Source organism: Cupriavidus sp. 2KB_3 (assembly GCF_052115685.1).
Taxonomy (GTDB): domain Bacteria; phylum Pseudomonadota; class Gammaproteobacteria; order Burkholderiales; family Burkholderiaceae; genus Cupriavidus; species Cupriavidus campinensis.
Window position 1 is genome coordinate 1 of sequence record NZ_JBFRHD010000009.1, and the last position, 12,809, is coordinate 12,809.

General features: G+C 69.2%; 12 protein-coding genes. 5 read left to right on the forward strand and 7 right to left on the reverse strand.

The features are described from left to right. On the forward strand, window positions 1-117 hold a 117-nt coding region (locus AB4120_RS11440), incomplete at its 5' end, for an IS3 family transposase (RefSeq protein WP_441641843.1). 66 nt (window positions 118-183) lie between these two features. Here AB4120_RS11440 and AB4120_RS11445 read toward each other — a convergent pair. From AB4120_RS11445 to pcaH, 7 genes are all read right to left on the reverse strand, one after another. Beyond that, window positions 184-2,871, reverse strand: a complete 2,688-nt coding sequence (locus AB4120_RS11445; protein ID WP_441642266.1) for a tannase/feruloyl esterase family alpha/beta hydrolase — start codon at window positions 2,869-2,871, stop codon at window positions 184-186. A gap of 141 nt (window positions 2,872-3,012) precedes the next feature. Then, complete coding sequence (locus tag AB4120_RS11450; RefSeq protein ID WP_149138966.1) at window positions 3,013-3,567, reverse strand: lipocalin family protein; 555 nt, start codon at window positions 3,565-3,567, stop codon at window positions 3,013-3,015. Window positions 3,568-3,661: 94 nt separating this feature from the next. Then, window positions 3,662-4,858, reverse strand: a complete 1,197-nt coding sequence (pobA, locus tag AB4120_RS11455) for a 4-hydroxybenzoate 3-monooxygenase (protein ID WP_262389773.1) — start codon at window positions 4,856-4,858, stop codon at window positions 3,662-3,664. A 35-nt stretch (window positions 4,859-4,893) separates the two neighbouring features. Further along, a complete protein-coding gene (gene pcaDC / locus AB4120_RS11460) occupies window positions 4,894-6,063 on the reverse strand; it encodes a bifunctional 3-oxoadipate enol-lactonase/4-carboxymuconolactone decarboxylase PcaDC (RefSeq protein ID WP_149138965.1) in 1,170 nt (389 codons plus the stop codon). Window positions 6,064-6,088: 25 nt separating this feature from the next. Then, a complete protein-coding gene (locus tag AB4120_RS11465) occupies window positions 6,089-7,489 on the reverse strand; it encodes a 3-carboxy-cis,cis-muconate cycloisomerase (RefSeq protein ID WP_149138964.1) in 1,401 nt (466 codons plus the stop codon). Window positions 7,490-7,565: 76 nt separating this feature from the next. Further along, window positions 7,566-8,135, reverse strand: coding sequence for a protocatechuate 3,4-dioxygenase subunit alpha (pcaG, locus tag AB4120_RS11470; RefSeq protein ID WP_149138963.1), 570 nt, complete (start codon window positions 8,133-8,135; stop codon window positions 7,566-7,568). Between the two features lie 4 nt (window positions 8,136-8,139). Further along, window positions 8,140-8,844 carry a protocatechuate 3,4-dioxygenase subunit beta gene (pcaH, locus tag AB4120_RS11475; protein WP_149138962.1) on the reverse strand — a complete coding sequence of 235 codons (705 nt, stop codon included), beginning with the start codon at window positions 8,842-8,844 and terminating at the stop codon, window positions 8,140-8,142. A 101-nt stretch (window positions 8,845-8,945) separates the two neighbouring features. Here pcaH and AB4120_RS11480 point away from each other — a divergent pair, with 101 nt between their 5' ends. The 4 genes from AB4120_RS11480 to treF all read left to right on the forward strand — a co-directional run bounded on the left by AB4120_RS11480 (window position 8,946) and on the right by treF (window position 12,519). Continuing rightward, window positions 8,946-9,887: a LysR substrate-binding domain-containing protein gene (locus AB4120_RS11480; RefSeq protein ID WP_149138961.1), complete on the forward strand. Its 942-nt coding sequence runs from the start codon at window positions 8,946-8,948 to the stop codon at window positions 9,885-9,887. Window positions 9,888-10,169: 282 nt separating this feature from the next. After that, window positions 10,170-10,307 (forward strand): type II toxin-antitoxin system RelE/ParE family toxin, encoded by a 138-nt coding sequence (locus tag AB4120_RS11485; RefSeq protein ID WP_149138960.1) that lies wholly within the window; start codon window positions 10,170-10,172, stop codon window positions 10,305-10,307. Between the two features lie 17 nt (window positions 10,308-10,324). Further along, complete coding sequence (locus tag AB4120_RS11490; RefSeq protein WP_144198401.1) at window positions 10,325-10,627, forward strand: HigA family addiction module antitoxin; 303 nt, start codon at window positions 10,325-10,327, stop codon at window positions 10,625-10,627. A 140-nt stretch (window positions 10,628-10,767) separates the two neighbouring features. Beyond that, window positions 10,768-12,519, forward strand: a complete 1,752-nt coding sequence (gene treF, locus AB4120_RS11495) for an alpha,alpha-trehalase TreF (RefSeq protein ID WP_441642267.1) — start codon at window positions 10,768-10,770, stop codon at window positions 12,517-12,519. The last annotated feature ends 290 nt before the right edge of the window (window positions 12,520-12,809 follow it).

Here is a 12,809-nt window from a genome sequence, read left to right on the forward strand (position 1 = left end):
CAGTTGCGTCGTGGCATAGCCGAATACATCCGGTACTACAATCACGACCGCATCAAGCTCAAGCTAAAAGGGCTGAGTCCTGTGCAATACAGGACCCAGCCCTTGGCCGCGGCCTAACTTACCCGTCCAACTTTAGGGGGTCAGTTCATCAAGGCCCGCTTCTTTCCTCATCACCGCATCACATCAATTCAGCAACCCCAGCTCGAAGCGTCCCGCCGACGTACCGATCAGCAGGCCCCCGTTCGACAGGTACGACGCCACCACCCCGCCCGAGGCATCGAGCACGCCTGCCACCGGCTGGTTGTAGGTCAGCACACCCGAGGCGCCGTCGCGCACGATGGCCGTGGCGTTAAGGTCGGCGCTGACCTGGCTACCATCGGTGCCCATCATGCGGTACCGGCCATCGGCTGCGCCCGCCGTCAGCGGCGCGGTGGGCTGCGAGGCGTAGACGTTCATCCCATAGGCCGTGGCCGAGCGCGTCAGGACCACCGGCACCGGCTTGCCGTTGACGATGCCGCTGATCAGCGACCCGCTCAGCACGCCGTCCCCGGCAGCGATGGTGCCGCCCACGTAGTAGTCGAACGCGTTGCGCGCCGGGTTCCAGACGATGTAGCCCTTGGTGGTGTTGGCGCAGGCCGCGTCATAGACCATGAAACCGCCGCCCGCCGTTGCCGAGCAGGTCTGCCACGTGGCCGCCGACGAACGCAGCCGTGCCGAGCCGGTGCGCAGTGTCACCGCGCCGCCCGCCACCGCCGTCTGCACGCCGTTGACGTTGTAGATGTCGGCCACGGCCTTGAAGTCCGATGACACGGTCTGGAACGCCACCAGTGGCAGGAAGCCAGCGCCCGAGACCGGCGCCACCCCACCGGCCAGCACCCCGCCGCCGGTGAAGGTGAAGTTGGCGCCGTTCTCGTCGCTGGCATGGGTGCAGCCGCCCTGCGAGACGAGCTGGCCGGTGCGCGTAACGCCGGCGGTCCGCTGCAAGCTGGCATCGATCGTCACGGTGTACTGGAGCGTGGCCGGGTCCACGCGCACCGACAGCTCCTCGCCGTTGGTGTTGCCGCCCTTCCACGTGGTGGCCACAGCCGGCAGGTTCAGGCAGGACTGCACGATGCCGGACGCGCCCTCGCAGGTGTAGTTGATGGCCGCATCCTGGCTGCCCGAGCCCTTGTACTTCGGCCACGCCGGGTACTGGCACAGCGGCCGCGTGCGGCCATAGGTGCCGGCGTTGGTGTCCATCACCGTACGCTGGCCCGGCGCCACGCCCATCTCCACCCAGTTCTCAAGCGCAGTCAGGGAGTTCCACGCCGGCAGGAAGCTGCCCGTGCCGTGGCCCATGCCGGGCACCGTGTAGAACGTGATGCCCTGGTCCACCGCCGCCTGCCCTACCCGCGCGATCACGGCCTTGTACCAGGCGATGGTCGAATTGGGGCTGATGACTTCATCGGCCAGCCCGTGCAGCAGGATCAGCCGGCCACCCGTGGCCAGGAACGCGGACAGGTCCGGATTGGTGGCATCGGTCAGCGCCGAGACGGTCTGCACGCGCAAGGTCCAGCTACCCGGGCTGGCCGGGTCGAAGGTCAGCGCGTCGAACGTGGCGGCGCGGGTGACGAAGTACTTCACCCACTGGTCGCCGGTGAGGTACATGTTCGCGTCCGCCGTGGTGGCCGGATTGCCGGGCACCGGCCGCGTGCCGAGGTCACGCGTGGTGAACGGCCCCGCCACCAGCGCGCCTTCCAGGATGTTGTAGCCGCCGGCCACGGTCACGCCGTTGGCCAACGGATAGCTCAACTGGAGCGGCTGCTCGATGGTCTTGACGGTGGCGATCTGCGCGTCCGAGAGGCAGGTGTCGCCCGTGTCCGTGCCGCCGGGGCAGCGCAGGTTGGCCAGCACCTGCATCGCGCCAAGGCGGCAGCCCTCGACATTGCTGACCACCTTGTCGGCCACGCCGTCCAGCGTGTCGCAGGCGGTCATGGCGGCGGCCTGCACCATCAGCGTCTTGTTGATGTTGAGCCAGCCGGCGCCGCCGTTCAGGTAGAGCGCGCGGCCCACGGCCACATTGGAGAGGCGCGTGCCGGTGTAGTTGAGCGCCGGCTCGTTGGCGATGACACCGTCGTAGTCGGCCGGCCAGCGCTGGATGTAGCTCAGCGCGTCGCGCCCGCCCGTGGAGGTGCCGAGGAAGTACGCCCGCGTGGGTGCGCGGCCATAGCGCTGGCGGATCATCGCCAGGGCCACGTCGTGGGTCTTCTTGAGCGTGTCGCCACCGTAGTTGGCCAGCTGCTCGTCGTTGGTGGCAAAGCGGCCATCGGTGATGCTGGTGCTCTGGTGGCCGGAATCGTCGCCCCAGGCGGCGTAGCCGCGTGCCAGCGGCGCCGGGTCGGCCGGCAGCGCGAAGCGCACGGTCTCGGTGCCGTCGATCAGCGTGCCGTCGAAGCCGCCGCCGCCGAACTGGATGCCCTTGCCGTTCCATTGCGTCGGCAGGTTCACCGCGAAGTTGATGTTGGACGCGGCAGCGTCCACGGGGGCGATGGTGCCGCGCACCTGGCAGTACTCGCCGAGCGTGTTGCCGGTGGCGTCAGCGGCAATCAGCGTAGCCGCCGTGACCGTGGCGCCGCCCGAGGCCAGCGTCAGCGCCGAGGCCGGCAGGCTGGCACCGTTCAGCGCGTTGCAGGCCTCCAGCGCGCTCAGCGCCGGCTGGGTGGGCATGTCAGGCGTATCGGTGCCGGGGGTACCGGGGGCGCCGGTGCCGGGTGCCCCGCCCGACGCCGTCGGGGCGTCGTCGCCCCCGCCGCACGCGGCCATCAATGCGGTGGCCGCGCAGGCGGCCGCCAGCAGCGCCAGGCGCCGCCGGATGTTCGATCCGGATGTCATGTTGTGGTCTCCTCCAAGCGCACGCGGGTACTTGTGCCGGCATGCTGGAGCGAGACGGTATCACCGGGTCGGTGCTACGTAAAATATATGTCTGATGGCATATCCATACTCCATGAATATGGATAACACGACATCACGACATCAGTCCTGCGGGGTCGCCTGGAGCCGCGTGATGTCGAAGCCCTTCGCCTCCAGCCGGCGCAGCAGCGCCTGATAGGCGCCGGACTCCACCGTGGGCGTGCGGGAGAGAATCCAGAGGTACTCGCGGCTCGGCTCGCTGACGGCGGCCAGCGTGTAGCCGGGGTCGAGGTCGATGACCCAGTAGTCGCCCCACACCCACGGGATGAACGACAACCACGCCGGGGCGAACCGTACCTCCAGCTTCGGTGTGCCGGCCTCGCCCACCGGGCGGGCCACGCCGGTTGCCTCGTCGCTGCCTCCGTCCGCCTTGCGGCAGCGATTCACCACGTCGACCCGCCCATCGGACCGCGCGGCGTACTGCGCCGTGGTGTGGCCGGCGCACTGGCGCTGGAAGCGGTTCGGATACTTGGCGATTTCGTACCACGTGCCCATGTAGCGGGCCACGTCGAGCGAGGCGATGGGCGCCAGCGGCGCGGCCGGCTCGGCGCGGGCGGGAACCAGCGCGGCGGTGGTAAGGGCAGCGAGGGCAGCAAGCCCGAGCACGAAACGCTTCATGGCGGACCTCCGGAGGGAACGATCTCGGCATTGTCCCGTGGCATGCGCGCCGCCCGCTGTCGGCGGGTAGACGACTTGCGCCTCGGCAAGCGTCCTACGCTGGCAGCCCAACGTAGTTCTCGGCCAGCGCCCGGCAGGCGGCTTCGGAGCCCACCAGATAGTCGAGTTCGGCCTGCTGGATGCGGTGCGCAAACGCGTCGGCATCGGGGAAGCGGTGCAGCAGCGCCGTCATCCACCACGAGAACCGCTCCGCCTTCCACACGCGCCGCAGGCATTTCGCGGAATAAGCGTCGAGTTCGGCCGGATCGCCGTGCTGGTACTGGGCGATCAGCCCGTCGGCGAGGTACAGCACGTCGCTGGCGGCCAGGTTCAGCCCCTTGGCGCCGGTGGGCGGCACGATATGCGCGGCGTCGCCCGCCAGGAACAGGCGCCCGAAGCGCATTGGCTCGCAGACGAAGCTGCGCAGCGGTGCGATGCTTTTCTCGATGCTCGGGCCGGTGACCAGCGCCTGCGCGGCGGCGGGGTCGAGTCTGGCGCGCAATTCGTCCCAGAAGCGTGCGTCCGACCAGGCCTCCGCGCGCTCCGTGGCCGGCACCTGCACGTAGTAACGGCTGCGCGTCTTCGAGCGCATGCTGCACAGCGCAAACCCGCGTTCGTGGCTGGCGTAGATCAGTTCGTCCGCCACCGGCGGCGTCTCGGACAGCACGCCGAGCCAGCCGAACGGATAGACCCGCTCGAATATTCGTTTCGATGCCTCCGGCACGCTGGCCCGGCTCACGCCATGGAAGCCGTCGCACCCGGCGATAACATCGCAGGCCAGTTCGTGCGCGCTGCCGGCGTGGCGAAAGGCCACCCGGGGGCGGTCCGTGTCGAAGTCGTGCAGCGAGACCTCGGTGGCCTCGTAGACGATAGGCATGCCGGATGCCGCGCGCGCCGCCATCAGGTCCCGCGTGACTTCAGTCTGGCCATACACGGTGACGTCGCGCCCAATCAGCGCGTGGAAGTCGATGCGGTGGCGCGCGCCCTGGTACGACAGCTCGATGCCATGGTGTCGCAGCCCTTCCGCGCGCAGCCGCTGGTCCACGCCGGCGCGCGCGAGCGCATCTACGGTCACCGATTCGAGGATGCCGGCGCGGATGCGCCCCAGCACGTGGTCGGCGCTGCGCTGCTCGATGATGACGTTGTCGATGCCGGCCACCGTAAGCAGTTGCCCGAGCAGAAGCCCGGCCGGCCCCGCCCCGATGATCGCCACGCGTGTGGCGCGCGGCATGCCGTTGCCCTGCTGACCCATGGCCTGTCTCCCGATCTGGTTTTTATGGTGTGGGACTACCGGTCAACGTCGGCGAAAACCTCCTCGGCCATGTGGAACGCCGAATTCGCCGCCGGTACGCCGCAATATATCGCGGTCTGCAACAGCACTTCCTTGATTTCGTCGCGCGTGACGCCGTTGTTGGCGGCGGCGCGCAGATGGAGCTTCAACTCCTCCGAGCGGTTCAGCGCCACCATCATCGCAATCGTGATCAGGCTGCGCGTATGACGCGGCAGGCCCTCGCGCGTCCAGATCTCGCCCCAGGCGTAGCGCGTAATCAGGTTCTGGAATTCCTCGTTCAGCGGCGAGATCCGCTGCAGCGACCGATCCACGTGGGCGCTGCCCAGCACGTCGCGGCGCACCGCGAGGCCTGCCTCGTAGCGCGCGGCATCGTCGGTCACCGGGCGGCGGCCGAGGATGAAGTCGAGCAGCGCGGCGGTGAAGCGGCCCGGCTGCTCGCGGTTGGACAGGTGCGCGGCGTGCAGTTCAACGTAGATCGCCCCGGGGATGGCCGCGGCGAGTTCGCGGCCCTGCGCCGCCGTGGTCGAGGGGTCGTCGCTGCCCGCAATCACCAGCACCGGCACGGGGATGGTCTTCACGGCCTCGCGCAGGTCCGCGTCGCGCACGGCGCCGCAACTGCCGGCGTAGCCACGCGGATCGAGGCCGGCGAGCACCGCGCGCAGGTCATCGAGCGCATGGCCGGCCGTGGCCAGGAAGCCCGGCGTGAACCAGCGTTGCAGCGAGGCATCGGTCAGCGGCGCCATGCCGTCGCGCAGCACGGTGTCGATGCGGCTGTTCCAGGCGTCCGCCGTGCCGATCTTGGCCGCCGTGTTGGCCAGCACGATGCGGCTGAAGCGCTCGGGCGCATGCGCGCCCAGCCACATGCCGGTGAGGCCGCCCATCGACAAACCGCAGAACACGGCCTGATCGATCTGCAGGGCGTCGAGGATGGCCACCACGTCACGGCCCAGCACGTCCAGCGTGATGGCACCTTCGGGCGCGGTGGAGCGGCCATGGCCGCGCACGTCGTAGCGCACCACGCGGAAGCGGCCGGCCAGCGCGGCGGCCTGCGGCTGCCACATTGTGTGATCGGTGCCCAGAGAGTTGGAAAAGACGATGGCGGGCGCGGTGTCCGGGCCATCGACGGTATAGAACAGCCGGGCGCCGGCGTGGTCGAGATAAGGCAACGTGGTCTCCTTTTCGGTATGGGGATCAGACGGCGCGCAGGGCCTGCCAGGCGGCCACGGCGGCATCGGCGAAGGCGGCGGCCTGCCCGGCGTAGTGCGCCGGATCGCTGAGGCGGTCCAGTTCGGCATCGTCCAGCAGCCCGGCGTGCGCCGGGTTGGCGGCCGGGTTGGCGGCGGGGTTGGCGGCGATCGTGGCGGCCAGCGCCACGCGCAGCGTCACGCCCTGCTCCACCGCGCGGCGCGAAGCGGCTTCCACCACGTGGTGCGCGTCCAGCCGGCCAATGCGGCCACCGAGCGCCAGCATCGCGGCCTCGCCCAGGATCAGGCCGTGGGTCAGGTCGAGATTGGCGCGCATGCGAGCGGCATCCACCTCCAGGCCCACCGCCACATCGCCCAACTGGCGCAGCGCGCCGGCGGCAAGGGTGACGATCTGCGGCAGCGTGTCCCACTCGGCCTGCCAGCCGCCCAGCGCGCGCTCGTGCTCCTGCACCATGCCGGCGAGCATCGTCGCCACCAGCGGCGGCACGCGCACAGCCACGGTCAGCACGGCCGCGCAGCCCACCGGGTTGCGCTTATGCGGCATCGTGCTGGAGCCGCCCCGGCCAGGGCCCGATGGCTCGGCCACCTCGCCCACTTCGGTCTGCATCATCAGGGACAGATCGCGCGCCATCTTGCCGAGCGTGCCGGTGAGCATGCCCAGCGCCGTCGCCACTGCCACCAGCCGGTCACGGTGGGCGTGCCAGGGCAGCGCGGGCAGGTCCAGGCCCAGCTCGCGGGCGAACTGCGCGGCCACGGCGAGCGCCTTGTCGCCCAGGCTCGCCAGCGTGCCGGCGGCGCCGCCGAATTGCAGCACGCGCGCCTGATCGGCGGCCTGGCGCAGGCGGGTCACGTCGCGGCGCAGCGCATCGAGCCAGCCGCCGGCCTTCAGGCCGAACGTGGTGGGCAGCGCGTGCTGCAGCCAGGTACGCGCCACCATCGGCGTGGCGCGGTGAGCGGCGGCCAGCGTCGCGCAGGCATCGCCCAGGCGCAGCAGGTCGGTGTCGATGGCCTGCAGGGCGTCGGCCAGTTGCAGCACGGCGCCGGTATCGATGATGTCCTGGCTGGTGGCGCCCCAATGGACGTAGCGGCCAGCCTCGGCATCGCGCCGCGCCACAGCGGCGGTCAGCTGCTTCACGAACGGGATGGCGAGGTTGCCGCCGGCCACGGCGGCCTGCGCGAGGGCGTCGAGGTCAATCACGCCCGCATCGGCGCAGACTTCGGTGATGACGGCAGCGGCCTGCGCGGGAATCACGCCGCAGTGCGCCTCGGCGCGCGCGAGGGCCGCCTCGGCATCGAGCATGCGCTGCACCGTGCCGGTATCGGAGAAGATCGCGAGCACGGCGGGGCTGCCGAACATCGGATCGGTCAGGCGGGAAATAGAGGGCATCGTCGGCGGGGGCGGACCGGTGGGAATGCTCCGATTGTGCGGCAAAACGCCTCGCGGAGGGCGAGGCGTGCCGGGATCAGATATCGAAGAACACGGTTTCGTCCGCGCCCTGCAGCACCACGTTCCAGCGGTAGGTGCCGGGGGCCGTGGCCTCGGCAACCAGCGTGGCTTGGCGCGCGGGCGGCACCAGGCCGAGCACGCTGTCGGCAGCGTTGGCGGCGGCTTCATCGCCGAAGTACAACCGCGTGGCCACGTGCTTGACCAGCCCGCGCATGAACACGGACACCATGATGTGCGGCGCCTGCAGGCCGCCGGCGAGGTCCGGCACCGGGCCGGGCTTGACCGTGACGAAGCGGAAATCGCCGTCCGGGCCGGTCGGCACGCGGCCAAAGCCGGTGAAGCCGGGCACCAGCGGGGCGTCGCCGGTGTCTTCCTCATGCCGATAGCGGCCGGCAGGATTGGCCTGCCAGATCTCGACCATGCCGTCCGGCACGGGCTCGCCGCGGCCATCGATGACGCGGCCCTCGATCACGATGCGCTGCCCGGCCAGGTCGGGGGCATCGGCGGTCAGGTCGGCGCAGTCCAGCGCGGCAAGGCCGATACGGAGGTACGGCCCAACGGTTTGGGAGGCGGTAGCGTAGAGCATGGCCTTACTCCATCGGCGTGGCATCACGGCCACGCAGCACGATATCGAATTGGTAGCCGAGCGCGTATTCGGGCGAGGTGGTGGCCCAGTCGAACGTGGCGATCAGGCGGTCGCGTGCCTTGGCATCGGGCACGCAGTTGAAGATGGGGTCGTACGCGAGCAGCGGATCGCCGGGGAAATACATCTGCGTGACCAGACGCGTGGCGTAGGCATTGCCGAACAGCGAGAAGTGAATGTGCTGCGGACGCCACGCATTGTGATGATTGCGCCACGGGTAGGCACCGGGCTTGATGGTCTTGAACTGGTAGCGGCCCTGCGCATCCGTAAGGGTGCGGCCATCGCCCGTGAAATTGGGGTCGAGCGGCGCGTCGTGCTGGTCGCGCTTGTGCACGTAGCGGCCGGCGGCATTGGCCTGCCAGATCTCGATCAGCGCATGCGGCACTGGGCGGCCGTTCTCGTCGAGCACGCGGCCCGTCACGAGAATCCGCTCGCCAATCGGCTCGCCGCCATGGCCGGCGGTCAGGTCGTTGTCGCCTTCGCGGACGAACTCCGGGCCGAAAGTCGGGCCGGTCAGCTCGGACAGCGATTGTGGCAGCGCGATCAGCGGCTGGGACGGCGCGCGCAGCTGGGTGGACGCGTAGGGGTCGAAGCGGTACGGGGGCTGGGTGTCCCAGTACGGGCGACGGTAGGGACCGGGGCGTGGGGGCATCGCGCTGTCTCCGTTTGGGTGTGTAAGGCGAGGCTTAGACTTTATGCAACGTCATAAGTCATGTAAATTGAGTTTTAGCGTAATTTAGATGAATTTTATTTATGGATGCCGCTGGCCCGTCGCCCGATCTGTTCCGCAACCGCATCCGGCTGCGGCACCTGCACTGCTTTGTCACCGTGGCGCAGACCCAGCACCTGGGCCGGGCCGGCGCGCGGCTGGGCCTGACCCAGCCGGCGGTGTCCAAGACGCTGACCGAACTCGAGGAACTGGTCGGCGCCCGGCTGCTGGTGCGCCAGCGCGCGGGCACGGACCTGACCGCGGCCGGCATGCGCTTCCTGCGCCATGCGCTGCGCATCATCGAGGACGTGGACGCGGCGGCGGACAGCCTGGCCGGCGCCGATGCCCCGCGCCACGAGCGCATCCGGCTGGGCGCGCTGCCGAGCATCGTGCCGGCACTGCTGCTCGACGCCGTCTCGCAATTCCGCGCCGCGCACCCCGAGGTGGCGCTGGCCGTGCAGACCGGCATGAACCGCACGCTGATCGACCTGCTCAAGGCCGACGTGCTCGACCTCGTCATCGGCCGCATGGACGACCCCGCTGCCATGGAGGGCCTCTGGTTCGAATCGCTGGGCCCGGAGCCGCTGGTGCTGGCCGTGCGCGCGGGCCATCCGCTGGCGGACAACGCGCGCCCCACCATGCGCGAGGTGCTGGCGTGGCCGCTGGTGATTCCGGCAGTCGGCTCGATCCCGCGCCACAGCACCGAAAGCCTGCTGGCACGCCACGGCCACACCCTGCCCGAAGGCTGCGTGGAAACCGCCGACGCCTACCTGGGCCGCCTGCTCACGCAGCAGAGCGACACCGTCTGGGCCGCGCCCCTCTCCGCCGCCCGCCGCGCCGTGGCCGCCGGCGACATGGTGCTCCTGCCCGTGGACACCCAGGGCACAGAAGAACCCATCGGCCTGCTCCGCCGCAGCGACCGCACGTTGGAACCCGTGGCGGAGGCGTTCGTGGCAGGGATCAGGGGGATTGCGGCGGGGCGGTGAGAGGGGTGTTGCAGGCTAGTTTGTCGCCGCTGCACAACGGACTGCATCAGGATTTGCACCCTTCGTAACAGATCCGCGCGCGTTAGGCCAAATGGGCTCGGGGGCGAGAACTCGCATCCGCCAGCCCTATCGAAGCGATTCTCCCGGACAACGGGAAATCGTTGCGCGCGCCAGCCCTGCGAAGACGCGAAAACGACCATCGTCCGGCTTTCAGCAAGCCCTGCGTGGTGTATAGCGAGGCTATACACTTTGAGCCAACACTGACATGATCAAGACCTCGGATTGCCTGGCTGGCGGTTGCATCGACTTAGCGGAACGCTGGTTGATCATTGGTCGGTACGCGTCGATCACTGCTGGCGACTGACGTTCCGGTTCGATGGTGACGACGCGATCGTCGTCAACTATCAGGACTATCACTAAGGACCGCGAGACAACGCATGACTCGAATGCACAATCCTCCTCACCCGGGCTCGGTGCTCGCCGAATGGCTGGACGGCCTGGACTCCATGACCATCTCCGCTTTTGCCCGCCATATCGGGGTGACGCGCGCCACGCTGTCGCGCATCGTGAATGGCCATGCGGCCATTACGCCTGATATCTCGATCCGGCTGGAGGAGGCGCTGGGCGCGAGCCGCGAGATGTGGAGCGGCATGCAGACGACCTATGACTTGTGGCAGGCTGCGCAGAAGCCCCGCAAACGTATTCCCCGCATTGCGGGTGCCGAAGACCGGTCGGTTTGAACTTTGCCCAATCCCCCCGACTCTCACCGTGAAACAATCCCCTGGGAGGCATGGCCATGCGACTGCAAGGCAGGACGGCGCGAGACGGCGCCACGCCCGGGCCGGCGGCCCAAGCGGGGCCCCAAGCGGTGCCCCATGCCGTGCCGCACGTCGTCGCCCACACCCGCCCGGCGGCGGCCGATGCTGCTGCCGCCCGGCAGGCCAGCTGCGCCGACACCCCGCGCCCCGCGCATTGCCACGCGCTGGCGCCCACGGTCACCCACCTGCCCTGCCCCGGTCCGCGCACGCTCCATGGCTGCGCGGCGGCCGATGCGGTGTCGCCGGCCGAGCGCTACGCCGAGCTGTTCGTCGACGTGCAGGCCAGCGGCCTGTTCGCTGACAGCAAGACATTTCCCGATTGCGTGCCACTGGTGGCGCCCGAAATCATCCTGGAGCACTATCGCGCGCAACGCGAGGCGGCGGATTTCTCACTCGAGGCATTCGTGCAGGCGCATTTCGCGCGCGAGACGATTCCGGACGAGCACTATGTCTCCAACCCCGACCACTCCCTGCGCGACCATATCGACGGTCTGTGGCCGGTGCTGACGCGCGAGCCCGCCGAGCATCCGTCGCTCTGCTCGCTGCTGCCGCTGCCGCGCCCCTACGTGGTGCCGGGCGGGCGCTTCCGCGAACTCTATTACTGGGACTCGTATTTCACGATGCTCGGGCTGGCGGCCAGCGGCCGGCATGACCTGCTGCGCGCCATGGCGGACAACTTCGCCTACCTGATCGACACCTATGGACTGGTGCCCAACGGTACGCGCACGTATTACCTCACCCGCTCGCAGCCGCCCGTGTTCTCGCTGATGACCACGCTGTTCGAAGGCCACGTCGCCGATGCGTGCGCCTACCTGCCGCAACTGAAGCGCGAGTATGCATTCTGGATGGACGGCGCGGAGCACCTGCGGCCTGGCGGGGCCTATCGGCGCGTGGTGCGGCTGCCCGATGGCGCGGTGCTGAACCGCTACTGGGACGACCGCGCCCATCCGCGCGAGGAGGCCTACCTTGAGGACGTGGAAACGGCGCGGCGCAGCGGCCGGCCCCACCATATCGTGTTCCGCGACCTGCGCGCGGCGGCCGAATCGGGCTGGGATTTCAGTTCGCGCTGGTGCGATGCCCAACCCGATCCAACAGCCGGGTATTCGCAGGCGCCGGCCAGCGAGCTCGCCACCATCCGCACCACCTGCATCCTGCCCATCGACCTCAACGCCCTGCTCTGGCATGCCGAGATCCGGCTGGCCACGCTGTGCAGGGCAAGCGGCGACCACGATTCCGCCAGGCGATACACGGAAGCCGCCCACCGGCGGCGCCACGCCATCTTCGCCAGCATGTGGGACGAAGACACCGGCGCATTCTTCGATTTCGACTGGCAGCGCGGCAAGCGGCGCGACCTGCTGACGGCAGCGACGCTGATGCCGCTCTACCTGCGGCTGGCCACACCGGCGCAGGCCGCGCAGGTGGCCGAAGTGGCGCGCGCCCGGCTGCTTGAGGCGGGGGGCCTGGCCACGACCGAGCGCAACTCCGGCCAGCAGTGGGACCAGCCCAATGGCTGGGCCCCGTTGCAGTGGATCGCCATCCACGGGTTGCGGCACTACGGCTGCAAGGCGCTGGCCGACGAGATCGCGCAGCGCTGGCTGGCCACGGTGGCCAGCCTCTACACCCACGAGTACAAGCTGGTCGAGAAATACCGGCTCGGGCCGCGCAGCGATGGCGCCCAGGGCGGCGGGGGCGGCGAGTATCCGCTGCAGGATGGCTTCGGCTGGACCAATGGCGTGGTGAGCGCGCTGCTGGTGCAATATCCCCACCATCCCGCAACGCACAGCGAGGCCGGCCGGCGCGACGCCAATGGGTAGGGGCGCCGCCTCACCCTAACGCGTGATGCCAAGCGCGCACGGGGGCTGGCGGCGCCTTTCCCTGCACATCATGGAATTTCGTTCTTTTGTTCAGAATCTCGCAGCGCAGCAGTGGAATCTGCCGACTCTGCCTTCGTTTCCTGCAATAACTCAGCTGAGTTATTGGCGGGCGTAGCGTCGCAGGTCACACTTGCCCCAGGGTCACTCGACACGACCCCAAACGACTTGGCAACTCTTACTACCCCGACGATCCCGCGCGTCGGGGTATTTCTTTGTGCGGCCGCTTTTTT